Raw genomic sequence first — 23,058 nt, forward strand, 5'->3', positions numbered from 1 at the left:
ACGTGATGCACGGCAGAGACCTCTCCGCGGGGCTCCGCGGCTGGTGGCCGCGGAGCCTGCGCGCGCGGGTGATCCTGGCGTTCGTGGTGGTGGCGATGGTGGCGGCTGCCGCTGCGTCCGCCGCCGGGTACGCCGCCGCGCGGGCCTCGCTCGTCGACGAGACCCAGCGCCGGGCCGCCGATTCCGTCCGCGACCAGATCAGCCGTCTGGCACCCGAGGTGGAGTACCCGCCGGACCAGCAGGCCCTGGAGCGGCTGCGCACCTCGCTCGGCGAGGACTCGATGGTCACCTTCGGGAGCCGCACCGCGGCGTCCGGGAACGCCCTGGGACTGATCAGCGACGAGATGCGGACCGCCGTCGCGGAGGGTGACCGGCTCACGGTGCAGCGGGTGGTCGACGGCTCGGGTCCCCACCTGGTGCTGGCCACGCCGATCCTGCGCACGGAGATCGACGGCCGGCAGCGGGACTCCGGCATCGAGGCCTACGTGGTGCAGGACCTTGCTCCCACCCAGGCCCAGCTCGACCGGTGGACCAGGATCGTCGTGCTCACGATCGCCGGAGCGCTACCGCTCGCCGTCGTCCTCGCGCTCCTGGTCTCCCGCAGCGTGCTGCGCCCGATCCAGCGGCTCGCGGACAGTGCGAACGAGCTGGCGGCGGGCAACCTCAGCACCCGGCTCACGCCGACCGGGAGGGACGAGCTGGCCGACCTGGCCGCCACCTTCAACGACACGGCCGCGGCTCTGGAACGCTCCGTCGGCGAGCTGCGGCACCGGGAGGCCGGCGCCCGGCGTTTCGTCGCCGACGTCTCCCACGAGCTTCGGACCCCGATCATGGCGCTGACCTCCATCATGGAGATGGTCGAGGCCGACGCGCGGGACCGGTCGCCGGACGAACGGGAGATGGCGACCATGGCCGTCGACCGGACCCGCAAGCTGGCCCGGCTCGCCGAGGACCTGCTGGAGCTCTCCCGCCTCGACGCGGGTGCCGTGGGCCTTCGCCTGGAGCTGGTCGACGTCGTCCACGTCGTCGCCGACACCGTCCGGACCCGGGGCTGGGCCGACGACGTCGACCTCGTGCCGGCGGAACCGGTGCTCGCCCGGGTCGATGTGCGCCGCCTGGACATCTCGGTGGCCAACCTCGTGGGCAACGCGCTGCGGCACGGCCGCCCACCGGTCGTCGTCGAGGTACGGACCGAGGGGGACGACGTGCTCGTGATCGTGACCGACCATGGCCCCGGGCTGCCCGACGGCGTCGACGCCGAACGGCTCTTCGCGCGCTTCGTCAAGGCCGGCTCGGCCCGGGGCGCGTCGGACGGCAGCGGGCTGGGTCTGTCGATCACGCTGGTCAACGCCCAGCTGCACGGCGGGAGCGTCTCCGCCGGCGCCGGCGAGGAGGCCGGCGCCCGGTTCGTCCTCCGGCTGCCGCGGCGTGTCGACGCGGAGCCCGGGCCGCACGGCGGGGACGACGAGCGGCGGGCCGGAGCATGAGCGCCCGGAGGACCGCCGCGGCGGCCGCGGTCCTGGCCGCCGCGCTCCTGACCGGCGCCTGCGGCCTGGGCCCAAGCGGTGTCGAGGACGGCGGCGAGGCGCCCACCGGCGTGGCGGAGGGCCCCACGCTCTTCTTCGTCGACGCCGACGGCGGGCTCAGGCCCGACGCCCGAGAGACCGGCCGCCTCGGGACCGTGCACGGGGCCGTCCAGCTGCTGATGGCCGACGCGCACCCCACCGCGGACGACCTGCACAGCGAGATCCCGCCGACCAGCACCCGGACGGTGGTCGAGGACGCCTGGGACCACGTGACGATCTACCTGCCGCTGCGCAGCGGCGAGATCAGCCCCGCCGGCGTCGACCAGATCATCTGCACGGCTGCCGCCGTGGTCGCCGCCTCGGGCCGGGACGTCGGCGACGTCGCGATCTCCGTACGGCCGACCCACGGCGACGTCGTCACCCGGCCCTGCCCGGCTCTGGGCTGAAGCCCGCGCCGTAGGCCGCGGCGGCGGGTTCACCAGGTGCCGGGCACCTGACGGGTCGTCACGTTGAGCCGGTTGTAGAGGTTCGTGACGCCGATGAACAGGACCAGGGCGGCGAGCCCCTGCTCGTCGTAGTGCTCGGACACGCGCGACCAGACGGCGTCGGGCACCGGGTCGGAGCTGTCGGCGAGCCGGGTGATCGACTCCGCGAGCTCGAGGGCCGCGCACTCGGCCTCGGAGAGGAAGGGCGACTCGCGCCAGGCGGAGACCGACGCGAGGCGGTCCTCCGACTCGCCGGCCTTGCGCGCCGCACGCATCCCGTAGTCGATGCACCAGCCGCAGCCGTTGATCTGGCTGGCGCGGAGGTGCACGAGCTCGAGCGTGGCAGGCGGTACGCCCTGCCCCTGGACCATCTGGCCCAGCTCGCCCAGGGCTTTCACCGCACCGGGCACGAGCAGCGCGGGGTTCTTCATCCGCGGCGTCACGGTCCGCAGGTGCGGGGTGGTCGACGCCTCGGGGGCGAAGTCGTGGTGGGTGGTCTCGGTGGTCATCGTCGGTCCTCTCGTCGGGCCGGAGCTCCCGGCCGGTCACATCGGCGCCCTGCGCGCCGTCACCCTCCTAGACGCTCCCGAGAACGAGGATGTGACGGATGAACCCCGACGAGCTCGCCACCGCCTTCGAGCAGCACCGCCCCCGCCTGCGTGGGGTGGCGTACCGGATGCTCGGCAACCCCGACGACGCGGACGATGCCCTGCAGGAGGCCTGGCTGCGGCTGAACCGCACCGGCGACGCGGAGATCGAGAGCCTCGCCGCCTGGCTCACCACGGTCACCGGTCGCATCTGCCTGGACATGCTCCGCTCCCGGTCGACGCGACGGGAGACGCCGTTGCCGGCCGGTCCGGCCGACGACGCCCTGCCGGAGCTCCTCGACGAGCACAGCCCGGACCCTGCGCAGGAGGCGGAGCTGGCCGACGTCGTCGGGGTGGCCATGCAGGTCGTCCTGCAGAGCCTCGACCCGGCCGAGCGCCTGGCGTTCGTGCTGCACGACCTGTTCGCCGTCCCCTACGAGCAGATCGCGCCGGTACTGGGCCGCTCGGTCGCCGCGGCCCGCCAGCTCGCGAGCCGTGGCCGACGGCGGGTGCAGTCCGGGGCCAGGCCCGCCGCCGACGGCACCGACGGGAGTCCCCGGTCCGCCGCCCAGGCCCGGACCGACCGGCAGGTGGTCGAGGCGTTCCTGGAGGCGTCCCGCACGGGTGACCTCGCGGGTCTGCTGGCCCTGCTCGCACCGGAGGTGGTGCTGCGCGCCGACCAGACGGCGGTCGACGCGGCGGCCGCGTCCGCCGACCGGGGCGCACCCCTGCTGGCCCGTGAGGTCCGCGGTGCGGCAGCGGTGGCCGAGTCGTTCCGTGGCCGGGCGGGGGGCGCCGTGCCCGCGCTGATCGACGGATCCGTCGGGTTCACGTGGGCTCCCGGCGGCACGCCGCGCGCCGTGTTCGCCGTGGTGGTCCACGACGGGCGGATCGCGGCCATCGACATGGTGCACGAGCCGAGCACCATCGCGGGGCTGCGGGTGGTGCTCCTCTGAGCCGCACCCGACGGGCCGACCCGGACCGGTAACGTCCGGCTACGCCCGCGCGCCGGCCAGCGCCGCAGCCAGCTCCTCGGCCACGCCGTCGGCATCGTGATGCCCGACGACCGCGTCCGCGCAGGCGAGCACGTCGCGGTGGGCATTCGCCACGGCGACGCCCCGGCCTGCCCAGGTCAGCATGGGGAGGTCGTTGGGCATGTCGCCGAAGGCCCAGACGTCGGCGGCGTCGACGCCGAGCCGGGCGCACCAGCGGGCCAGGGCGGCGGCCTTGTCGACGCCGGGCGGCATGAGCTCGGCCAGGCCGACGGCGCCCGAGTACGCGAGCTGGGCATGCTGCCCCACGGCGGCGCGTACCGCGGTGAAGAACTGCTCCTGCGCGAGCCGGATCTCCTCCGGCGGGTCGACGAACACACCTGGGGGCGGGATGCGCTCCGGGTCGAGCGCGAGGATCTTCGACACCGGGCCGCGAGCGCCGACCAGTCCGAGGGTCTCCTCGACCGGCACCGACCAGAGTCCGGGGTCCAGCGCAGGCTCCCGGTTCGGATAGGTCGGGTCGAACACGACGCCGTCGGCCCGTTCGAAGGCGAGCGCGGCGTGCGGGAGCGCGGTACGGATCCCGGTCACGACGGCGCGTGCAGCGTCGTCGTCGAACCCGCAGGTGTCGAGCGTCTCGCCGGAGGCGAGGTCGAGCACGCAGGCGCCGCCGATGCAGATGACCCGGCCGTGGCCGCCGACGGCGTCCGTGAACCGGGTCAGCCAGCGCGGTGGGCGGGCGGTCACGAAGACCACCTCGACGCCTGCCGCGTCGAGGTCGGCGAGCACGGCCCGGGTGCGGTCCGAGACCTGGCCCTGGCCGTCGAGCAGCGTGCCGTCCAGGTCGGTGGCGACGACGCGCGGCAGGCCGGTCGTCGCCGGGTCCAGGGGTGCGCGGACCGGACGGTCGTCGGCTCGAAGGCCGCCAGGTCCCGCGTCAGGAGCATCCGACCGTGCACCTGCGTCGCTCATCTCGGCCACCCCCGGTGTAGTTGCGTGCCCACACCTTAGGCGGCGCACCGCAGGACGTACAGGCGGAGTCGTCGCATACATGATTTACATGTTGTAACGTGTATTGCAGACAACGCACCAGTCACCCGGAGGCATGCGATGAGCGGCGACAAGAACTCTGCCAAGTACGGTCCGGGAGGCCGCGGCTTCTACGGTTCCGTGACGGTGAGCGAGCGGGGGCAGATCGCGATCCCGGCCCAGGCCCGGCGCGACCTGAAGATCGAGGCGGGCGACAAGCTGCTGGTCCTCGCCGACCCCGAGCAGGGCCTCGCCCTGATGACGATCGACACGCTGATGCGCAACCTGCAGGGCTCTTCCACGCTGCTCGAGATGATCCAGCAGCACGCCAAGGACGGCGCGGACGACACCGGCGAGGCGGAGTAGCAGCATGGGCGCCTCCGACACCGCACCGACGTCGGCCGCGATCGCACCGACGACCCGCAGAGCGCTCGCACCCGACCTGGCGCGCGGCGGGATGCTGCTGTTCATCGCGTTCGCGCACGCCCCGCTGTTCGTGTCCGCGATCGACCGCGGGCCGACGGTGGTCAACGAGATCACCAAGGTCTTCCACCTGCTCTTCGTGCACAACCACGCGCGGCCGCTGTTCGCCTTCCTCTTCGGCTACGCGCTGGTGCAGATGATGAACCGGCGACAGAGCCGTGGGGCGAGCTGGACCGACGTCCGCAGGCTGGTGCGGCGGCGAGGCTGGTGGCTCGTCGTCATCGGCTTCGTCCACGTGCTCCTCTTCACGCCGCTCGACATCCTGGCGCCGTACGGGATCGCCGGGCTGCTGCTCGTCGGGCTGCTGCGCGCCAAGGACTCCACCCTGCTCCGGGTGGCGGGGCTGACTCTGATCCCGGCGACGGCGGCGGGCGCCGTCGGCATGTGGCTGCCGTTGTCCCAGGGGGTCTCGAGCTACACCGTCGGCAGCGTGGCCATCGGCGACCGGACCTGGACGGAGGCGTTCGTCGACCGGGCGACGAGCTGGCCGTACGGGCTGGTCATCGGCATCCTGCTCGTCCTTCCCGGCGTGGTGCTCGGGATGTGGGTGGCGCGGCGCCGGGTCCTGGACGAACCGGAGAACCACCGCGCGCTGCTCTGGCGGTTCTCGGTCGGCGCCACGGTGGTGTCGGTCCTCGGCGCGCTCCCGGCGGTGCTGGTCGAGCTGGGCACGTGGTCGAACGACAACGCGGCCGCCGTGCTGGTCGCCTCGGTCGCCCAGCCGCTGACCGGCTACGCGGGCGGGATCGCACTGGCCGGGCTCATCGCACTGATCGCGGTCGCCGTGACCGATCGCCCTGGCCGGATCACGTCCGCCGTCCAGGCGCTCGGCCAGCGCTCGATGAGCATGTACCTGTTCCAGACCGTGGTGTGGGTAGCGGTCTTCACACCCTTCGGCCTGGGTCTGGAGGACCGGACGGGACTCGCGGGCGCCACGGCCGTCGCCATCGCCACCTGGGTGGTCTCGGTGCTCATCGCGGACCTGATGCGCAGGGCCGGGTACCGCGGCCCGGCGGAGATCCTGCTGCGCCGGCTGTCGTACCCGCGCGCGAGCACCGCCGCACCCTGAGCAGGGGTCTCGGGTCCGTCACGCACCCAGCTCGGCCACGGACCGCCCCTTGGGAAAGAGGGAGCCGACCAGGATCCGGTCGAGCCCGGGCAGCTTCATCACCTGGAACCCCCACCGCCGCAGCATGAGCGTGGTCATCCTGGTCGGCACGAACCACTCGGTGACCCGGTCGCGTGCCGCCCGCTGGACCCCGGCGACGACCGGCCGCCAGCGCTGCTCGTAGTCGGCAAGGCCCTCGGGCACCGACGACGCCGCCTGGAGCCGCTCGGCCAGCAGGTACGCGCCCGCGACGCCGAGCGAGGCGCCCTGGCCGGCGATGAGCGAGACCGCGTGGGCAGCGTCGCCCACCAGGGCCACCCGCCCGTCGGTCCAGCGGGGCGTGTCGATCTGGGCGACCTGGTCGTAGTAGATCTCGTCGGACGGCGGGCACTGTGCCAGGGCGCGTTCGGCCAGTTCACCCATGCCCGCGAACGTCCGGCGCAGGGTCGCCCGCGGGTCCTCGGGCAGCGCCGGATCGTCGGTACGGAACACGGTGAAGATCGCGACGCGACCGCCGTCGAGCCCGTAGAAGCCGATCTGGCGGTTGAGCGTCTCGGTGAGCACGAACGAACCATGGACCTGCTCGAACACCTCGGGGTCCGTGAACACGAACGCGGCAGTCTGCATACCGAGGTAGCGCAGGTCGTCACGCTCCGGACCGAAGACCAGCGAGCGGATACCGGAGTGGACCCCGTCGGCCCCCACGACGAGGTCGGCGTCGAGCACCGTGCCGTCGGAGAGCTCGACGACGTCGTCGGTGACCCGGTCGACGGTGGTGCCGTAGCGCAGATCGACCGCACCGTCGACCGACTCGCGCAGCAGGCGCTCGAGCTCGGGCCGCATGATGCTGACGATCTGGCCGTCGACCGCCTTCGCGAAGAGGGAGTAGTCGACGCTCACGGTCTTGCGCCCACGGCCGTCGATGTAGCTGAACTCCTGGACCGGGCTGGCGAGCTCGCGCAGCCGCGGCTGCAGACCCATCGCGGTCGCCGCCTCGAACCCCGGTCCGAAGAAGTCGATCATGTAGCCCTGGGCACGCGGCCCGGGCGCCCGGTCGACGACGTGCACGTCCCAGTCGTGGTGGTGCAGTCGGTTGGCCAGGGCCAGGCCGGCGATGCCGGCGCCGCTGATCACTGCTCTCATCGCTGCGCTCCGTTCGGTTCGGTGGTTCTGGTGGCGGTGAGCGCGCGCAGGACCGGCGCGATCCGTGCCCCCGACAGCTCCGGGTCGAGGCCCTTGTGGAGGATGAACCCGTCGAAGACGGCGAGGACCACGCTCGCGGCCTCGTCCGCCGAGGGATGGCCCGCGTCGGCCAGGGCGGTCGCCAGGGTGGTCCGGAAGCGGATCATGATCGCGCCCATGTGCTCGCGCAGCTCGGCGTCCCGGGTCGCGGCGAGGTAGCCCTCGATGAAGAGGAGGGACGCCGGGTCAGTGCCGTCGTACCGGTCGAGCTCCATCAACATCGCCTCGACGCCGTCGGCCGGGTCGGCGGCGTCGGTGAGGAGCGCCGCCGTGCCGTCGAGCATGGCACCCATCGCCTCGAGCGTGGCCTGGCGCAGCAGCGCCTGGAGCGACTCGAAGTGGTAGTGCACCAGCCCGTAGCGCACGCCGGCACGCTCGGCCAGCACCCGGGTGCTCACCCCGCCCCAGCCGACCTCGCTGATGAGGTCCCGAGCGGCCTGCAGCAGACGGGCGCGCACGTCCCGGCCCCGCTCAGCATTGGTCCTGCCGGCCATCCACACTCCTTGGTCAGTCGTCTTGTACGACTGACCAAATATAACGCCGACGTGCGGCGATGTACAGGCCGTCCGTCAGCCGACCACCAGGGCGCCCACCGAGACGAGCGCTGACACGACGAGCAGGCCGAGCACCACGTGCTCGTACCGCGCGCTGCCGAACGCGTGGAACGCCCGGGCGCCGGCGAGCTGCCCGAGCAGTGCCGCGCCGACGAGGGGAAGCCAGTGCTCGTACGTCTCCCACGCCCCCGCGACCACCAGCGCCCCGACGCTCAGCGGCAGCCGCACCAGCGAGACGGTGACGAGCGTGTCGCGCATGGCCTGCGGCTTCAGGTCGCGGTGCACCAGGTAGTAGACGCTCGGCGGGCCGCCCAGGGACGTCGAGGTGCTCAACGCCCCCGAGAGCAGTCCGGCGGGCACGGCCCAGGCAGGCCGCACGACGACGCCACGTTCGCGCGAGCGCAGCCGCAGGACCACCGCGCCGATGACCACGCAGGCGACGAAAACCTGCAGGCCGGTCGCGGGCAGCGCGGCCAGCAGCCACGCGCCGACCAGCATGCCCGGCACCGACCACCCGGCAAGCGCCCACACCTCGCGTGCGACGGGGCGCGGCACACTGCGGCGCATCGCGAGGATCGCCACGTCACAGACGGTGCCGGTGATGATGATCGTCGACACCGCCTCCGCCCCGCCGATGGTCGCTGCGAGCACGGGAGCGCTCAGCAGCGCGAACCCGAACCCGGACAGGGACTGCAGGACGGCGCTGACGAAGATCAGACCGAAGAGGGCGGCGAGGAGGAGCCCGCCGTCGAGAGCCATCGGCTCAGGCGGCGCGGAGCCCGGCGGCGGGCAGGATGATCTCGTCGATGTTGGCGATCAGGAACTCGCGGTCGACAGGGATGCGCAGCATGAGCGAGCGGTACGCGACCATCGCGGGGCCGACCATGCAGAGCTTCTCGACGTCGAGGTCCGCGCGGACCTCTCCGCGGTCGATCGCCCGCTGGAAGAAGACGCGGTTGACGGCCGCACGCGGCTCGACCAGCGCCTCGTGCGCGGCGGCGGCCAGCTCGGGGTTGCGAGCGATCATGGAGACGATCCCTGTCATCACCTTGAGCTTGCGCTCGCTGTCGCGGATGCTCGGCGGCCTGACCATGGCGACCAGGTCCCCGCGCAGCGTCCCCGTGTCCGGCAGGCTGTCGAGGTCCAGGTCGCTGCCCTTCATGCACGCGACGGCGTCGAGCACCAGGTCCGCCTTGGACGACCACCGGCGGTACAGGGTCGCCTTGCCCGCCTTGGCGCGCGCCGCGACGAGGTCGATGGTCATCCCGTCGTAGCCGGTCTCCGCCAGCACGTCGAGCGCGGCGTCCAGGATCTCGGGATCGCGGGTGTGGTCCCGCTTACGCCCGAGCCGCGGTCTCGACTCGGCCTGCTCGGCCTGCCCGGTCTGCTCGGTCTGCGTCATCGCAGTCGCTCTCCTCCCTCTGTCCATCCCTGACCTTACCGTCGGGTTAATTATTGAACCAGCCATATCCGGAACTGCTCAGTTCCGCATATGGTGGGCGCATGTCCGATACCGCAACGCCCGCGACCGACCGCCGTCGCTGGATCACGCTCGTCGTGGTCGGGCTCGCCCAGCTCATGGTCGTGCTCGACGCGACCGTGGTGAACATCGCGCTCCCGTCGGCACAGGCCGACCTCGCCTTCTCGGACGGGCAGCGCCAGTGGGTCATCACCGCCTACTCCCTGGCCTTCGCGAGCCTGCTGCTGCTCGGCGGGCGCCTCTCCGACCTCATCGGCCGCAAGCGCACCTTCGTCATCGGCCTCGTCGGGTTCGCCATCGCCTCGGCCCTCGGTGGCGCCGCCGGCTCGTTCGAGCTGCTCGTGGCCGCCCGCGCGCTGCAGGGCGTGTTCGGTGCCCTGCTCGCCCCCACCGCACTCGCCGTGCTGACCACGACCTTCACCATCCCGAAGGAGCGCGCCCGCGCCTTCGGCGTCTTCGGTGCGATCGCCGGTGCGGGCGGCGCCGTGGGCCTCCTCCTCGGCGGGGTCCTGACGGAGTCGCTCGACTGGCGCTGGAACCTCTACATCAACGTCTTCATCGCAGCGGTGGCCCTCGTTGGCGCCCTCGTCCTCATCCCGCGCACCCAGCAGACCGGCCCCCGGCCGAAGCTGGACGTCCCGGGCACCGTGCTCGTGTCCGGCGCGCTCTTCGGCCTCGTGTACGGCTTCTCGAACGCCGAGACCGGCGGCTGGGACGCGCCCCAGACCTGGGGCATGCTGACCGGCGCCGTCGTGCTGCTGGCCGCGTTCGTCGCCTGGCAGACGCGGGCCGCGCACCCGCTGCTGCCGCTCTCGATAGTCCTCGACCGCAACCGCGGCGCCGCCTACGTCTCGGTGCTGATCGCAGGGGCCGGGATGTTCGGCGTCTTCCTCTTCGTCACCTACTACCTGCAGCTCACGCTCGGGTACTCGCCGATCCAGACGGGGCTCGCGTTCCTGCCCATGATCGGGATGCTCGTGCTCGCGGCCCAGCTGGGCACCAACCTGTTCGTGCCGCGGTTCGGACCCAAGCTCATGGTGCCGGTGGGCATGACGCTCGGTGCCTCCGGCATGGTGGGCCTGACGTTCCTGGACGCCTCCAGCTCGTTCGCCCCGGACGTGCTGCTGCCGCTGATGGTCATCGGCCTCGCGATGGGCACGATCATGCCCGCGTCGATGCAGACCGCAACGCTCGGCGTCGACCGGCAGTTCGCCGGTGTCGCCTCGGCGATGGTGAACACGAGCCAGCAGGTCGGCGGCTCGATCGGCACAGCGCTGCTCAACACCCTTGCCGCCACCGCCGCGGCCGACTACCTCGTGACCAGCGCGCCCGTGACCGAGGCGGTCGGCGCCGAGGCCGCGATCGCGGGCTACTCGACGGCGTACTGGTGGGGCGCCGGGCTCTACGCGCTCGGAGCGGTGCTGTCTGCACTGCTGTTCCGCCGGCGCGGCGACGGCCTGTCGCTCGCGCACGCGCCGGCGGCGCCCTCCGAGCGCACGGCGGAGCCGGTGCCGGTGGGCTGAGGCGCAGATCAGCCGTCGGCGCCGCTGCCCGCAGCCGGTCGGTAGTAGGCGAGGACCGGTTCGCTCGCCTCGTCGAACAGGGCTGGGCCGTCATGGGCGACCGCCGGCCAGTCGCCCGACTGCGGGTTGAGCTCGACGAGCTGTTCGGTGGCGAGTGCGTAGACCACGCGGCCGATGCCGGACCGGACCAGGCCGCCCGCACACATGGTGCAGGGCTGGCAGCTCGTGTACATGGTGGTACGAGATGCGGTGTCGGGGTCCAGCTCGCGGGCTGCCCAGCGGGCAAGCTTCAGTTCCGGGTGGGCGGCGATGTCGTTGTCGCGCCGCACCGTGTTGTGGGCCTCCACCAGGACCGTGCCGTCGGAGTCGGCCAGCAGGGAACCGTACGGGGCGTCGCCCACGGCGACCGCATGGGCCGCGACGGCGATGGCGCGCCGCAGCAGGATCTCGTCAGCGGGTGTGATCACAATCGGTTCCTCCAGAGTGTGGCTACGGCGGTGAGAGCCCGCCAGGCCGTCTGCGGCCTCCGGGTCTCCTCCGGGTCTCCGTGGTAGGGGTCGAGCACGACGGTCTCCGCGCCGAGCTGCCGGAGCTCGTCGAGATCGCCGAGCACCTGTTCGACGGTACCGACACCCGCCCCGAGAACCAGCCGTCCACCGCTGAGCTGGTTGAGGTTGGTGGCCATCCGAGCCGCCAGCAGCGGAGGCCGGTAGGGCACGATCAGCACGGTCGTGCCGAGGCGCAGCCGTGTGGTGAGTCCGGCCAGCCAGGACAGCGTGGTGAACGGCTCGTAGAACGGTTCCGGGTACCGCTGGGCCACGTCGGGGGTCACCGCCACGTGGTCGGACACCATCAGGAGGTCGAAACCGAGCCCCTCCGTGACCCGCGCCCATTCGCGCAGGACACCGGGGTCGGTCCCGGGCCCGAAATTCGGTACGTTGACGCCAAGTTGCATGCGTTGAGATTAGTCCGGCAACCCTGGCCGTCTGAAGCAGATTCTCCGGGCACATCCGGTCTTTCACCGTCGTTCTGCCGGTAGATTTGCCATATGGCCATGAATCTTGACGACGTCGACTGGGCGATCATCGGGCAGCTCCAGCGCGAGGCTCGCATCTCGCTCAGCGAGCTGGGCCGGCGCGTGAACCTCAGCTCGTCGGCAACCACAGAACGGGTGCGCACCCTGGAGTCGTCGGGCGTGATCACCGGTTACCACGCCGCAGTCGACCTGACGATGGTCGGGTACCCCGTTCTCGCTGTCGTCCGGCTCAAGTACCCGGGCAACCGCCACCAGCCGTTGCGCACGCTGCTCGCCGAGCGGCAGGAGATCCTGGAGTGCCTCCGTACCACCGGCGACGACTGCTACACCCTCAAGGTGGCAGCCGCCTCCATGGAACATCTGGAGTCGCTCATGGACGAGCTTGCCGACCTCGGCAGCACCACCACGAGCGTCGTCTACAGCCAGGCCCTGCCCTACCGTGGGCCTGCCCGGCCGAGCACACCGGCCAGGTAGCGCCCGGACAGACGGATCGAGCGTCGATCGTCACGGAGAAGGCTGTGCGGCCCCCCTGGCATGGATGCCGGGCGGAGTGCCTGGAGTTGCATCTTCCGTAGCGGCATGTGATCCCGTGGACTCATGTCCGGCCCCACTGAGGAAGGCTCGCTCATGTATTCGTCCTTCATCCCGCCGCGCCAGGTCAAGATCGGTGACGCGGCGGCCTTCGTCGGCACGACACCGCGGGCGATCCGGCACTACCACGCGATCGGTCTGCTGCCCGAGCCCGAGCGAGGCGGTGACGACCGCCGCCGCTACGGCTACGAAGACATGATCCGGCTGCTGTGGATCCGCAAGATGGCCGACGCCGGGATCGCCCTGGACGATATCCGTGCCGCCTTCGCCGACACGGCTTCTGTCTGTGCCGACGGCGACCACGACATCGCGGGCATCCTGGAACGGGTGGAGGAAACCCTCGTCGCCCAGGAAGCAGAGCTGCGGCGACAGCGGACTGCCGTGCAGCGCATGCGTACCGAGGGCAGCAGGATGGGCCTGCTGTCCGACTTCGTCACGAGCCGCCTCAAGGGCCTGCCCGAGGGTTCCCTCCGCCAGGCAGACCTGGACAACATGCTGGTCATCGAGCGGATCTTCGGCCCGCTCGGCGCGGCCGTCAACGCCACTCGCTACATCGCCCTGGCCACCCACCCGGATCTGCGGGAGCAGTCCGACCGTGTTGATGCCGCCGAGGAGGCACTCGATGACACGGTCGCGGTGGACGACCCCCGCGTGGCCCAGGTGGCTGCCCAACGGCACGCCTTCGAGAAGACGCTCGAAGCCGTCATCGAGGAATCCGGCCTGGCGCAGGAGGACGATGCACTCTTCGACTCCTGGGACGCCTTGCACCCCGTTACCGCTGATGAGGGTGCGGACGAGGCCGGCCGAAGCTCCGGTAGGGAGCAAGGAACAATGAGCGCATTCGAGGCCACCGGAAAGATGCCCTACGACTTCTCCCCGGCCCGCCTGCGCTGTATACAGCTGGCCGGGGAGCTCTCGACGGCCTCCTGGGAGGCCGAAGGGGCGGTTACCGGTGTTCCCGGCAACCGCCCGTCGAACGGGTGAGACGTCAGCGGTAGTTCGTGGATCGCAGTCCGGACATATGACGTGGGTTGGCAGGGGCGACAACGGCCGGGAGCGTTGGAATTCCAACGCTCCCGGCCGTTGGCCGCGTTGGGGCCGGACAGTCTGGTACGGACCTCTTGCGGACTATCTGCGGACTGCTATCACGTCGTCAACCCATGGCTCCTAGGGCTCACGCGGATCTCCGGTCGGCTACCCCTGCGCTGACTGGCAAGGCCACATTCCGCGATCCGGCCTGACGATGAGGCAGCCATTGTGGAGTTGACCTCTACCAGATCAAGCGCGCCCGCTTCGTGGCGCGGCCGCCGGGTGCCCGCGACGGGGGCCGCGCGCTCCGAAAGCTGCGCATCTCCGCCGCGCCCCGCCGACCTAGAAATCTTTGAGGCTGACTCCGAGTCGTTCTCCCTCCGCCAGGGCGCGGTCTCGCGGAAGCCATTCGATCTCATAGCGGCCGGCACGGCTGTACTTACGGTCCCTCACCCTCCCGAAGCCATCCGTCCACTCGAAGTAGCCCGCACGCATCTCCGCCACGTAGGTCCACGGCGCGTAGTCCTCGACCGAGCGCTCCTTCGTCCCGTCGCTCCACACCACCACGAGCCATACCCACGGTTGACGGGACTGCTGCACGGATAGGTGACACTGACCTGCCCTACGGGTTGGTTTCCAGTTTCGGTGATGTGTCGAGGCCTGACTGAAAGGCTTCGAGGATGCCTCGTCCCTACCCGCCCGAGTTCCGGGCGCGTGCTGTCGCTCTGATCCGTTCGGGCAAGCAGATCAAGCAGACGGCCTACATGCTCGGCATCAGTGCCGGCTGTCTTCACAACTGGGTCCGTCAGGATCGGATCGACGGCGGGGAGCGGCCCGGGATCACGACGTCGGAATCGCCCCAGCTCCGTGCCGCTCGCAGACGCATCCGCGAGCTGGAGACCGAGCTGGCGATCGTCCGGCAAGCAGCGACGTTCCTCGATCAGGACAAGCCGCACCCAAAAGGATTCACCCGGTGATCGACCGACTGGCCGATGCCGGGATGCCCGTGGATGTCGCCTGCCGGACCCTGGGGGTTTCTCGGCAGGGCTACTACCGCTACAAGCGCCGCCCGCTGTCGGCTACGCAACTGCGTCGGCAGTGGCTGACCGGCCTCATCCGTGAGATCCACGTCGCCTCCCGCGGCACCTACGGATACCGCCGCGTTCATGCCGAACTGACGATGGCGATGACCATCCAGGTCAGCTCCCGGCTCGTGTCCGTGCTGATGACGCAGGCCGGGATCTACGGGCTTCCTGGGCCGGCGAGGGTCAAACGGCTCAAGGGCGTCGCGACAGCGAGGACCTGGTCAATCGCAAGTTCCATCGGATGCGGCCCAACGAGCTGTGGGTCACCGACATCACCGAACACCCCACCCGAGAAGGAAAGGTCTACTGCGCCGCTGTTCTGGACGCCTTCAGCCGCCGGATCGTGGGCTGGTCGATCGACTCCCGGCAGGACTCGACGCTGGTCGTCAACGCCCTCGACATGGCCATTCGCAACCGCCGGCCCGAGCCCGGTGGCGTGGTCCATGCCGATCACGGCGTCCAGTTCACGTCCTGGGCCTTCGGTGAACGGATCCGCACCGCTGGACTCCTACCCTCGTTCGGCACCGTGGGCGACGGCCTCGACAACGCCATGATGGAGAGCTTCTGGTCCTCGATGCAGATCGAGTTGCTCAACCGGCGCAAGTGGAAGACCCGAGTCGAGCTCGCGAACGCCATCTTCGAGTACGTCGAAATCTTCCACAACCGCCAACGCCGCCACTCCGCCCTGGGCTACAAGACTCCCATCGAATACGAGCTAGCCTCACCAGCACAACCCGCTACCGCCTGACGACTCACCACCGGCAGTGGAAACCAGACCGTAGGGCAGGTCACACTGTCACCTATCCGTGCAGCAGTCCCCAGGTCCAACCCGTCTCGCATATCTCTCGCAAGCCCGTAGGGTCGCTGTACGTGGTCGGATTGTTACCCGAGTAGGAGTACGCATTCCATTGCTGCGGATCAGTCAGGTCCGTGATCGGGTCCACCGAGATGAACCGCCCCAGGACCGCGTCATACATCCTCGCACCCACAGCTGTCAGCCCTGTGGCATCAGTCGGCTTGTCCAGGAACCCATGGTCCCCGACCCAGCCCGACCCACCAGCATCGTCCGGCGCCACCCCGGCCGCCGAACCCCGCTCCGCCCCGAACGGATCCAGATAGCGACGCGTCACCACGTTGGCCACGTTCGAGATCTGGAACACCGCTGTGTTCTGCACATCCGAGATCAACGACATTGCAATACATGAACGTCGGCGCCTGCGACGCACCGCAGGGCGTCGTCACACGTCGAAACCGCGTGTGCCCACACCTGAACTAGCATCTGATGCGGATAGCTGTACGCACTGCTTATTTCACGACCATCGGCACCTGCTGGGTGTCGGTGCAGCACAACAAAGTTGCAGTTGCCCAACGCATCGCACGAATAGGACTTTCTCATTCTGGTCCTCAAAACAAACTAGGCATTAGGCGGCCTCAAAGATCACGCACGATCGGCCTCAGGCCTCTGCTCCGGGGTCTCGCTCACCGCTCGCTCGGTCTTCACCTCGCGCACGACGGCGTCTTTCTCGACGCACAAAGAATAGGCCCCGCGTTCCTCTTATTTCGGGAACAACCAACAGACCGGGCCATGCGAGTTCACGCTCAAGCCACCACAGCACTATCAAGGCGAGGGTGGAGAATAGAAAAAATTCAACATACCAGTCGATCTCCGACAATCCGGCTCTGCCATAAATGCCTACCAGCAGTCCCCCTACTGAGATGTTCAGTCCTCCAAGAAATACATAAAGGGCGGAGCGAATAAAAGCGGCAGCCTCGTCCACGTCTCCCCAGAATTTCTTCGCCTCTTCATTAATGTCTATTCTGCGACCATGCCCAAGCACGCGCCAAGACATCGCCCCCAGGGCGAACAACATCGTGCCCATCCCAACGAGACTGACCGCAATCACGACGATGCGGAACGGCCACGTAAACGCCCACATTACTTGGCCGCCTTCCTGTATCGCCCGCCATACCAGACGTCTTCCAAGTTTTTGTTCTGGATACGCGCAGCAGAAACTCCGACGCCGGATCCGATAGCGCCACCAATTGCACCGCCGAAGGCAAGCCCCCCAGCTCCGCCAACTATCGTGCCAGGTCCTGGAAATCCTAGAGAGCCGAGCGCCGCTCCTGCCAATGCTGCAGTTCCCGCACCTAATCCTGCGCCCGCAAACCCGTAGATGTACGCCATGGCTGTCTCGTTTCCAGCCTGCACTGTGGCGAGCCAGAACCCCCGCTCCGAACTGAGACACTCGAGGCCTTCGCCACAGTATTCGGTCCATGCCATGGCGGCTCCGACTATGTTCAATGCCATGAGCCCCCGTCCAGCGTCCTTGGATGCATTCTGCCACGCATCCCAAATGGCCCAACGCCAACCCGTCTGCTGTTTAACGTCTTCAGGGATATACTCATCGGCCAGTTCCTTTGCCTCTTCGACAGCGTCCTGAGCTTCGGGAATGCCAGGTGCTTCAAGCTCAGTCGACGGTTCGAATCCCTCGTCCCGACCACCGACTGGAGGCGCAATTGGCTTCTTGCGCTCTTTTACAGGGTCAGCCTCGACAATTTCGCCATCGCCCCCGTAGTCGCAGGTCCAGCCGGTCTCGCATATCTCTCGCAAGCCCGTGGGGTCGCTGTACGTGGTCGGATTGTTACCCGAGTAGGAGTACGCATTCCATTGCTGCGGATCAGTCAGGTCCATGATCGGGTCCACCGAGATGAACCGCCCCAGGACCGCGTCATACATCCTCGCACCCACAGCTGTCAGCCCTGTGGCATCAGTCGGCTTGTCCAGGAACCCATGGTCCCCGACCCAGCCCGACCCACCAGCATCGTCCGGCGCCACCCCGGCCGCCGAACCCCGCTCCGCCCCGAACGGATCCAGGTACCGACGCGTCACCACGTTGGCCACAACAAACAAATCAGACGAACCCGATAAGCCGGGCTATCCGCCACCTGAAGAATACAGGTCAGGACTCAGGAATCTGGTCGTGCACCCTGGCTTGATTCTCCGTTCGCGCCATTGCCACGGCGTGCACGACGCCGTTCTTCTCTGCGCGCACGGAAAAGTCCACGAGTGCCTCGGGCGTCTGCCGGAACGAGAAACCCCGGCCATGCGAACTGGCGCTCCGACCACGCCAATAGGATCAGCCCGAGAAAAGAGAATATAAAATATTCAAAGAACCCGCCGCGCTGCAAAATGGAACGCCCAAAAATACCGACCAGTAAGGCACCCACGGAAAGGTTGAGCCCACCAAGAGCGAGATAGATTCCAGCCCGGACGGATGCCGCGGCCTCATCCATATCTCCCCAAAACTTCTTCGCCTCCACGCTTAAGTTAATAGGTTTTCCATACCCGAGTGATCGCCAGATGATCAGACCGATCAGATACAGTGTCACGCCGATTCCTACGAGGCTCGCGGCGATAGCAACGATCCGGAATGGCCACGTAAAGAGCCACATCAGAGCCACCCCCTCCGCCGCCAGGCGATCTCGAGGTTCGCATTTTGAGTTCGCGCTGCGCTAACCCCGAGACCTGGGCCGAGGACCCCACCGACCACGCCTCCGACCGCAAGTCCACCTGCTCCTCCAACCACAGTGCCGATAACCGGCGCGCCCAGGGTCCCAAGCAGCGACCCGAGCCCGGAAGCGCCTGCTGCACCAAGCCCAGCCCCTGCTAGACCGTAGAAAAGTTCGCCCGTACGCGCCACCAAAGGGCAAACACGGCCCGGCTGCACAGAAAGTCTAGGAGCAATCAATCCTTGCCCGTTCCAGAACCCGGAGCCTCCGTCACGCTCACGATCTCGCGAGCGATCAAGAACTCGGCCGCAAACACGACCAAGCTAGCAGCCGCAGCAGCAGGCGCTGCGAAGAACCATGCCGCGGAGCACACGGCACAGACCGCCAGAACAAGTAATGCCGTCCACGCAGCAATCCTCCGACCGCGTCGCGGACTACGGATTGGGGACCAGCCCAACCGGCGGTTGATTCTGCTAAACGAAAATATTCCGCCAGGAATTCCAGCGATTGCCATCACGGCCACAAGAAACGCGAACCCGGCTATTGCGCCGACGCATATCGCCACGAGCGAAATCGCAAAAGATACGACCCACCCCGTCTCTCGAGTCCGTTGCACACGGCGATTGATTCGACGCATATAATCGTCGTGATCACTCTTATCCACATTGAACCTTTCGGTAAGTCAGCGATTGCCTACTACTTTTCCTTGGTCGCGCCAGTGCCAGCTACCCACCCACCGGTCCCCAGGACGAAGTCTGTAATGTACGGCATACTGTCGCGTCCCATCTCTTTCACCAACACACCGGCACCAGCACCGACGCCAGCTGTGGCCACACCGATTCCAGCAGCCATTGCCGATCCGATGGCTTCATCACGTCTACCAAGGCGAACATTCGCCGCCGCGTTGACAACCGAAAGGGCTGTTGACGTCCACCCAGCCCATAACGCGGTGCCGCGGCGCCCACAGCGACCATTATTCCGCCGACAGCGCATCCTACCCCCGCAGTAGGCACACACGTTGCGGCCACAAATGAGCCAATTCCCTGGACACCAAGCCCAACGAGACTCACATAGCCAGCGATCGTCGCCCCCGATCCGCTCCAGGCCTCGACGCCTTCAGTTGTGAACTGATGTTTCAGCCATGCATTCGCGTGGGCAAGTTCTAATTGGCGTTCTTGTTCGGCGCGAGCCGCGTCACGCGCACGCTGTTCCTGGAGGGCCCTGTTCTTTGCGCCAATGCCCCCCAATCTAGAGTGTCGTTCCCGAGTCCATTCCCTTGGGTAACCGGCACGACGGTCTTTGTCTGCCAGAGATTTCCCCAACCAATGCGCCATCCATCACTGCTGGAATACGCATCGATGGTCTCCTGGTCAAAGTCGTCGAAACTTTTTCCTTCCTCATGCCACGGACGTGGCTCAAGCCCAGTCGGGTCCGACCATGTCACCGGATTGTTGTTCCCGTACGAGTACGCATTCCACTGCTGCGGATCAGTCAGGTCCATGATCGGGTCCACCGAGATGAACCGCCCCGAGACAGCGTCATACATCCGCGCACCCACAGCTGTCAGCCCTGTGGCATCAGTCGGCTTGTCCAGGAACCCATGGTCCCCGACCCAGCCCGACCCACCAGCATCGTCCGGCGCCACTCCGGCCGCCGAACTCCGGTCAGCTCCGAACGGATCCAGGTACCGACGCGTCACCACGTTGGCCACGTTCGAGATCTGGAACACCGCTGTGTTCTGCACATCCGAGATCAACGACGTCACGTGTGATCCGAGGTTCCCCGTCCGCACCGCCACGGTCTTGCCTGCGAACGTGTAGGGGACTGCCCCAGGAACGGTTGACATCTGATCTGTATCGGCCTGAGGTCGGTGCTGGAAGGATGTTGTTGTGCCCAAGGCTTACCCACCTGAGTTTCGTCGTGACGTGATCGCGGTCGCCCGTCAGGGGCAGATACCGATCGCGCAGGTCGCCAAGGACTTCGGGATCACTGAGTCGTGTCTGCGTCGCTGGTTGAAGGCCGCCGAGGTCGAGGACGGGGCTCGTCCCGGTGTCACGGCCAGGGAGTCCGAAGAGTTGCGTGAGCTGCGTAAGCGCACTCGGCTGTTGGAGCAGGAGAACGAGATCCTGCGTCGTGCGGCGGCGTACTTCGCCAAGGAGATCTCCCCAAAATGACCTACCTGCTGGTCCAAGAGCTTGCCGCTGACGGTCTGCCCGTCGCGGTGACCTGCCGGGTGCTGGGTTTCTCCCGTCAGGGCTACTACAAGTGGCGCGCGTGCCCGGTCACCGACGCCCAGTGGCGTCAGGCCCACCTGATCAACGCCGCCCACGACATCTACGCGGATGATCCGGAGTTCGGCTACCGGCTCATCGCTGACGATCTGAAAGACGCCGGGCACGTCGTGAGCGAGAACACCGTGCACGCGTTGTGCCGGCAGGTCGGGATCGTCTCGGTGATCCACCGCACGAAGGGCACCGGGCGCAAGGCCGGACCGCCCGTGCACGACGACCTCGTCCAACGCGACTTCACCGCGGCCGAGCCGAACCGGTTGTGGCTCACGGATATCACCGGGCACGCCACCAGCGAGGGCAAGCTCTACCTGTGCGCGATCAAGGACGTGTTCTCCGGGAGGATCGTGGGCTACTCGATCGACTCCAGGATGAAGGCCCGCCTGGCCGTCGACGCGCTGAACCACGCCGTGAGCAGGCGCGACGTCATCCCCGCAGACGGGGAAACCGTTAGCACCGTGCTGCACTCGGACCGCGGGTCGCAGTTCCGATCCAAGAAGCTGCGCCGTGCCCTGAAAGGGCACCAGATCACGGGGTCGATGGGCCGGGTCGGGGCCTGCGGGGACAACGCCGCGATGGAGTCGTTCTTCTCCCTGCTGCAGAAGAACGTCCTGAACAGGCGCCCCTGGGCCACCCGCGAGCAACTCCGGTTGGCGATCGTGACGTGGATCGAGCGGACCTACCACCGCCGTCGCCGGCAACGTCGTCTGGGCCGCATGACACCGATCGAGTTCGAAACCGTCTACGCTGACCAGACCCTGGCCCTCGCGGCCTGACTCATCAAAGAAGACGTGTCAACCGTTCCTGGGGCAGTCCCAAGGAACACTCACGCCACTTCGATCGCAAGACCGACGCTCAGGACTGGCTAGACGAAGTCACTGCCACGGTTGTGACAGGTACGTACGCCGATCCCAAGCGTGGGGCACTCACGTTCGACCAGTGGTGGGGCGTCTGGTCTGAGCGCCAGGTCTGGGCCACCGGCACCACCGAAGCAGCAACCACCGCGTTCGAGTCGGTCACGTTCGGATCAGTTCGGATGCGGGATATCAGGCCTTCGCATCTGGAGAAGTGGGTCAAGGCGATGTCTCAGCCCACCAAGACCCGGAAGAAGGGCCTGGAGCCGTCCACGATCACGACGCGGTTCAACTACGTCCGAGCAGCCTTCGCGGCTGCCACTCGTGATCGCGTGATCGGGATCGACCCGGCGACGAACGTCAAGCTTCCTCGGCGCAGGCGTGCCGAAGCGGCGATGACAATTCCCGAACCGCTCGGCGTACGGAAGGCGCTGGAAGTCGCCCCGAAGTACTTCTCGGGGTTCATCGCTGTTTGCGCCTTCGCGGGACTGCGGCTCGGAGAGGCGGCCGGGCTCCAGGTCAGTGACATCAACTTCCTGGGTCGCACGATCACGATCAACAGGCAGATTCAGGGCTCCACCGCCGCGACGTCAACGATCGAACCGCCGAAGTACGGATCAGAGCGGACCATCCACGTGCCGCGTGATCTGCTGACGATGATCTCCAGCCACATCGAGAAGTTCGCTCCGCGTGGTGACGAGCAGTGGATCTTCTGGAACCCCAACGGAGACGAGCGGGGCCTCTGGAACCGCAACAGCGCGTCTCAGGTGTGGCGGACGACGCGCCGTCAGGTGGGGCTGGACGCCTACACGCTGCACGACCTGCGGCACTTCTACGCGTCAGGCCTGATCGCCGACAACTGCGACGTCGTCACCGTCCAGCGGGCTCTGGGTCACTCCAGCCCGACCATCACGCTCGGCACGTACGCGCACCTCTGGCCGAGCGCAGAGGACAAGACTCGGGCGGCGGCAACGTCGCTCATGGAAACCGTGCTGTCCGCAAAGCCCGTGGACAAGGCCGCGAAGCCCTCCTGATAGACCGAACGGGCGGCCACCGGTATCCCGGCAACCGCCCGTCAGCCCGTGCTCAACGTCTGCTCCTGCGGACTGTGTGCGGACTAGCCGCCTAAAAGGCTGCTGACCTGCATGTTCACCGGTAGTTCGTGAACTGCAGCGCGAAGTCCAGGTCGGAGCCCTTCAGCAGCGCCATGACCTCCTGGAGCTGGTCGCGCGACTTGCTGGTCACGCGCACTTCGTCGCCGGTGATCTGCGTCTTCACGCCCTTGGGACCCTCTTCGCGAATGATCTTGGTGACCTTCTTCGCGGACTCCCCCGCCAGGCCCTCCTTGAGGGTGGCCGCGAGACGGTACTCCTTGCCGAAAGCCTTGGGCTCCCGCTCGCCGACGTCGATCGCCTTGAGGGAGATGCCGCGCTTGATCAGCTTGGTCTCGAAGACGTCGAGTGCTGCAAGCACACGCTCGGCCGAGTTGGCGACGATCACGATGCTCTCGCCGCTCCAGGTGATCGAGGCACCGACGTTCTTGAAGTCGTACCGCTGCGAGATCTCCTTCGCGGACTGGTTCAGCGCGTTGTCGACCTCCTGGCGGTCGACCTTGCTGACGATGTCGAACGACGAGTCGGCCATGTCGTGCTCCTT

Annotated in this window: 24 protein-coding genes and 1 pseudogene; 11 read left to right on the forward strand and 14 right to left on the reverse strand. The window is 68.0% G+C overall.

The features are described 5' to 3' along the window. Positions 1–5 precede the first annotated feature (5 nt). Positions 6–1,487 (forward strand): ATP-binding protein, encoded by a 1,482-nt coding sequence (locus ACFSL2_RS13845; protein WP_377198413.1) that lies wholly within the window; start codon positions 6–8, stop codon positions 1,485–1,487. Beyond that, complete coding sequence (locus tag ACFSL2_RS13850; RefSeq protein WP_377198414.1) at positions 1,484–1,972, forward strand: hypothetical protein; 489 nt, start codon at positions 1,484–1,486, stop codon at positions 1,970–1,972. Before ACFSL2_RS13845 ends, ACFSL2_RS13850 begins: the two co-directional genes overlap by 4 nt. Before the next feature lie 29 nt (positions 1,973–2,001). On the opposite strand, the gene ACFSL2_RS13855 is transcribed toward ACFSL2_RS13850, so the two are convergent. Continuing rightward, positions 2,002–2,520, reverse strand: coding sequence for a carboxymuconolactone decarboxylase family protein (locus ACFSL2_RS13855; RefSeq protein ID WP_377198415.1), 519 nt, complete (start codon positions 2,518–2,520; stop codon positions 2,002–2,004). Between the two features lie 98 nt (positions 2,521–2,618). On the opposite strand from ACFSL2_RS13855, the gene ACFSL2_RS13860 reads away from it, so the two are divergent. Further along, complete coding sequence (locus tag ACFSL2_RS13860) at positions 2,619–3,554, forward strand: sigma-70 family RNA polymerase sigma factor (RefSeq protein WP_377198416.1); 936 nt, start codon at positions 2,619–2,621, stop codon at positions 3,552–3,554. Between the two features lie 39 nt (positions 3,555–3,593). Here the strand turns inward: ACFSL2_RS13860 and ACFSL2_RS13865 are convergent, their stop codons facing one another. Beyond that, positions 3,594–4,562 (reverse strand): HAD family hydrolase, encoded by a 969-nt coding sequence (locus tag ACFSL2_RS13865; RefSeq protein WP_377198417.1) that lies wholly within the window; start codon positions 4,560–4,562, stop codon positions 3,594–3,596. A gap of 138 nt (positions 4,563–4,700) precedes the next feature. On the opposite strand from ACFSL2_RS13865, the gene ACFSL2_RS13870 reads away from it, so the two are divergent. Next, positions 4,701–4,985, forward strand: a complete 285-nt coding sequence (locus tag ACFSL2_RS13870; protein WP_377198418.1) for an AbrB/MazE/SpoVT family DNA-binding domain-containing protein — start codon at positions 4,701–4,703, stop codon at positions 4,983–4,985. A 4-nt stretch (positions 4,986–4,989) separates the two neighbouring features. After that, entirely contained in the window at positions 4,990–6,171 is a 1,182-nt protein-coding gene (locus ACFSL2_RS13875) for a DUF418 domain-containing protein (protein ID WP_377198419.1), read from the forward strand. 18 nt (positions 6,172–6,189) lie between these two features. On the opposite strand, the gene ACFSL2_RS13880 is transcribed toward ACFSL2_RS13875, so the two are convergent. The 4 genes from ACFSL2_RS13880 to ACFSL2_RS13895 all read right to left on the reverse strand — a co-directional run bounded on the left by ACFSL2_RS13880 (position 6,190) and on the right by ACFSL2_RS13895 (position 9,408). Beyond that, on the reverse strand, positions 6,190–7,353 hold the full coding sequence (locus tag ACFSL2_RS13880; RefSeq protein ID WP_377198420.1) for an FAD-dependent monooxygenase: 1,164 nt from the start codon (positions 7,351–7,353) through the stop codon (positions 6,190–6,192). After that, a complete protein-coding gene (locus ACFSL2_RS13885; RefSeq protein WP_377198421.1) occupies positions 7,350–7,946 on the reverse strand; it encodes a TetR/AcrR family transcriptional regulator in 597 nt (198 codons plus the stop codon). Before ACFSL2_RS13885 ends, ACFSL2_RS13880 begins: the two co-directional genes overlap by 4 nt. 75 nt (positions 7,947–8,021) lie before the next feature. Continuing rightward, a complete protein-coding gene (locus ACFSL2_RS13890; RefSeq protein ID WP_377198422.1) occupies positions 8,022–8,765 on the reverse strand; it encodes a sulfite exporter TauE/SafE family protein in 744 nt (247 codons plus the stop codon). A gap of 4 nt (positions 8,766–8,769) precedes the next feature. Beyond that, positions 8,770–9,408: a TetR/AcrR family transcriptional regulator gene (locus ACFSL2_RS13895; protein WP_377198423.1), complete on the reverse strand. Its 639-nt coding sequence runs from the start codon at positions 9,406–9,408 to the stop codon at positions 8,770–8,772. 101 nt (positions 9,409–9,509) lie between these two features. Here ACFSL2_RS13895 and ACFSL2_RS13900 point away from each other — a divergent pair, with 101 nt between their 5' ends. Further along, positions 9,510–11,009 carry an MFS transporter gene (locus ACFSL2_RS13900; protein WP_377198424.1) on the forward strand — a complete coding sequence of 500 codons (1,500 nt, stop codon included), beginning with the start codon at positions 9,510–9,512 and terminating at the stop codon, positions 11,007–11,009. Between the two features lie 8 nt (positions 11,010–11,017). Here ACFSL2_RS13900 and ACFSL2_RS13905 read toward each other — a convergent pair whose 3' ends face one another. Together ACFSL2_RS13905 and ACFSL2_RS13910 are read right to left on the reverse strand one after the other, a co-directional pair. Continuing rightward, a complete protein-coding gene (locus ACFSL2_RS13905) occupies positions 11,018–11,476 on the reverse strand; it encodes a nucleoside deaminase (RefSeq protein WP_377198425.1) in 459 nt (152 codons plus the stop codon). Then, positions 11,473–11,964 carry an LLM class flavin-dependent oxidoreductase gene (locus tag ACFSL2_RS13910; RefSeq protein WP_377198426.1) on the reverse strand — a complete coding sequence of 164 codons (492 nt, stop codon included), beginning with the start codon at positions 11,962–11,964 and terminating at the stop codon, positions 11,473–11,475. Before ACFSL2_RS13910 ends, ACFSL2_RS13905 begins: the two co-directional genes overlap by 4 nt. Positions 11,965–12,057: 93 nt before the next feature. Here ACFSL2_RS13910 and ACFSL2_RS13915 point away from each other — a divergent pair, with 93 nt between their 5' ends. From ACFSL2_RS13915 to ACFSL2_RS13925, 3 genes and pseudogenes are all read left to right on the forward strand, one after another. Then, on the forward strand, positions 12,058–12,519 hold the full coding sequence (locus tag ACFSL2_RS13915; RefSeq protein WP_377198427.1) for an Lrp/AsnC family transcriptional regulator: 462 nt from the start codon (positions 12,058–12,060) through the stop codon (positions 12,517–12,519). A gap of 123 nt (positions 12,520–12,642) precedes the next feature. Then, entirely contained in the window at positions 12,643–13,620 is a 978-nt protein-coding gene (locus tag ACFSL2_RS13920) for a MerR family transcriptional regulator (protein ID WP_377198428.1), read from the forward strand. A gap of 725 nt (positions 13,621–14,345) precedes the next feature. Beyond that, positions 14,346–15,498, forward strand: a pseudogene (locus ACFSL2_RS13925) (IS3 family transposase). Positions 15,499–15,550: 52 nt separating this feature from the next. Here the strand turns inward: ACFSL2_RS13925 and ACFSL2_RS13930 are convergent. The 5 genes from ACFSL2_RS13930 to ACFSL2_RS13950 form a co-directional block, all read right to left on the reverse strand. Then, positions 15,551–15,943 (reverse strand): RHS repeat-associated core domain-containing protein, encoded by a 393-nt coding sequence (locus tag ACFSL2_RS13930; protein WP_377198429.1) that lies wholly within the window; start codon positions 15,941–15,943, stop codon positions 15,551–15,553. A gap of 261 nt (positions 15,944–16,204) precedes the next feature. Next, on the reverse strand, positions 16,205–16,687 hold the full coding sequence (locus ACFSL2_RS13935) for a hypothetical protein (protein WP_377198430.1): 483 nt from the start codon (positions 16,685–16,687) through the stop codon (positions 16,205–16,207). Beyond that, positions 16,687–17,652, reverse strand: a complete 966-nt coding sequence (locus tag ACFSL2_RS13940; RefSeq protein WP_377198431.1) for an RHS repeat-associated core domain-containing protein — start codon at positions 17,650–17,652, stop codon at positions 16,687–16,689. The genes ACFSL2_RS13935 and ACFSL2_RS13940 overlap by 1 nt, the downstream gene beginning before the upstream one ends. A gap of 65 nt (positions 17,653–17,717) precedes the next feature. Then, positions 17,718–18,140, reverse strand: coding sequence for a hypothetical protein (locus ACFSL2_RS13945; protein WP_377198432.1), 423 nt, complete (start codon positions 18,138–18,140; stop codon positions 17,718–17,720). Between the two features lie 1,282 nt (positions 18,141–19,422). Next, positions 19,423–20,025 carry an RHS repeat-associated core domain-containing protein gene (locus ACFSL2_RS13950; RefSeq protein WP_377198433.1) on the reverse strand — a complete coding sequence of 201 codons (603 nt, stop codon included), beginning with the start codon at positions 20,023–20,025 and terminating at the stop codon, positions 19,423–19,425. A gap of 124 nt (positions 20,026–20,149) precedes the next feature. On the opposite strand from ACFSL2_RS13950, the gene ACFSL2_RS13955 reads away from it, so the two are divergent. Both ACFSL2_RS13955 and ACFSL2_RS13960 read left to right on the forward strand, forming a co-directional pair. Next, a protein-coding gene (locus ACFSL2_RS13955; protein ID WP_377198434.1) for an IS3 family transposase occupies positions 20,150–21,324 on the forward strand; the annotation gives its coding sequence in 2 pieces (ribosomal slippage) (positions 20,150–20,423 and positions 20,423–21,324; 1,176 coding nt in all). A 305-nt stretch (positions 21,325–21,629) separates the two neighbouring features. Next, positions 21,630–22,436 carry a tyrosine-type recombinase/integrase gene (locus ACFSL2_RS13960; protein WP_377198435.1) on the forward strand — a complete coding sequence of 269 codons (807 nt, stop codon included), beginning with the start codon at positions 21,630–21,632 and terminating at the stop codon, positions 22,434–22,436. A 115-nt stretch (positions 22,437–22,551) separates the two neighbouring features. Here the strand turns inward: ACFSL2_RS13960 and ACFSL2_RS13965 are convergent, their stop codons facing one another. Beyond that, positions 22,552–23,046, reverse strand: coding sequence for a YajQ family cyclic di-GMP-binding protein (locus ACFSL2_RS13965; RefSeq protein WP_377198436.1), 495 nt, complete (start codon positions 23,044–23,046; stop codon positions 22,552–22,554). Positions 23,047–23,058 lie beyond the last annotated feature (12 nt).

Origin of the sequence: Promicromonospora aerolata, from assembly GCF_042682255.1 — a bacterium.
GTDB lineage: Bacteria > Actinomycetota > Actinomycetes > Actinomycetales > Cellulomonadaceae > Promicromonospora > Promicromonospora aerolata.

Bases quoted from the DNA above. Each gene is read 5' to 3' on its own strand.
- ACFSL2_RS13845 (WP_377198413.1), top strand. From the start codon at position 6: ATGCACGGCAGAGACCTCTCCGCGGGGCTCCGCGGCTGGTGGCCGCGG.
- ACFSL2_RS13850 (WP_377198414.1), top strand. From the start codon at position 1,484: ATGAGCGCCCGGAGGACCGCCGCGGCGGCCGCGGTCCTGGCCGCCGCG.
- ACFSL2_RS13855 (WP_377198415.1), bottom strand. From the start codon at position 2,520: ATGACCACCGAGACCACCCACCACGACTTCGCCCCCGAGGCGTCGACC.
- ACFSL2_RS13860 (WP_377198416.1), top strand. From the start codon at position 2,619: ATGAACCCCGACGAGCTCGCCACCGCCTTCGAGCAGCACCGCCCCCGC.
- ACFSL2_RS13865 (WP_377198417.1), bottom strand. From the start codon at position 4,562: ATGAGCGACGCAGGTGCACGGTCGGATGCTCCTGACGCGGGACCTGGC.
- ACFSL2_RS13870 (WP_377198418.1), top strand. From the start codon at position 4,701: ATGAGCGGCGACAAGAACTCTGCCAAGTACGGTCCGGGAGGCCGCGGC.
- ACFSL2_RS13875 (WP_377198419.1), top strand. From the start codon at position 4,990: ATGGGCGCCTCCGACACCGCACCGACGTCGGCCGCGATCGCACCGACG.
- ACFSL2_RS13880 (WP_377198420.1), bottom strand. From the start codon at position 7,353: ATGAGAGCAGTGATCAGCGGCGCCGGCATCGCCGGCCTGGCCCTGGCC.
- ACFSL2_RS13885 (WP_377198421.1), bottom strand. From the start codon at position 7,946: ATGGCCGGCAGGACCAATGCTGAGCGGGGCCGGGACGTGCGCGCCCGT.
- ACFSL2_RS13890 (WP_377198422.1), bottom strand. From the start codon at position 8,765: ATGGCTCTCGACGGCGGGCTCCTCCTCGCCGCCCTCTTCGGTCTGATC.
- ACFSL2_RS13895 (WP_377198423.1), bottom strand. From the start codon at position 9,408: ATGACGCAGACCGAGCAGACCGGGCAGGCCGAGCAGGCCGAGTCGAGA.
- ACFSL2_RS13900 (WP_377198424.1), top strand. From the start codon at position 9,510: ATGTCCGATACCGCAACGCCCGCGACCGACCGCCGTCGCTGGATCACG.
- ACFSL2_RS13910 (WP_377198426.1), bottom strand. From the start codon at position 11,964: ATGCAACTTGGCGTCAACGTACCGAATTTCGGGCCCGGGACCGACCCC.
- ACFSL2_RS13915 (WP_377198427.1), top strand. From the start codon at position 12,058: ATGGCCATGAATCTTGACGACGTCGACTGGGCGATCATCGGGCAGCTC.
- ACFSL2_RS13920 (WP_377198428.1), top strand. From the start codon at position 12,643: ATGTCCGGCCCCACTGAGGAAGGCTCGCTCATGTATTCGTCCTTCATC.
- ACFSL2_RS13930 (WP_377198429.1), bottom strand. From the start codon at position 15,943: ATGTCGTTGATCTCGGATGTGCAGAACACAGCGGTGTTCCAGATCTCG.
- ACFSL2_RS13935 (WP_377198430.1), bottom strand. From the start codon at position 16,687: ATGTGGGCGTTTACGTGGCCGTTCCGCATCGTCGTGATTGCGGTCAGT.
- ACFSL2_RS13960 (WP_377198435.1), top strand. From the start codon at position 21,630: ATGTCTCAGCCCACCAAGACCCGGAAGAAGGGCCTGGAGCCGTCCACG.
- ACFSL2_RS13965 (WP_377198436.1), bottom strand. From the start codon at position 23,046: ATGGCCGACTCGTCGTTCGACATCGTCAGCAAGGTCGACCGCCAGGAG.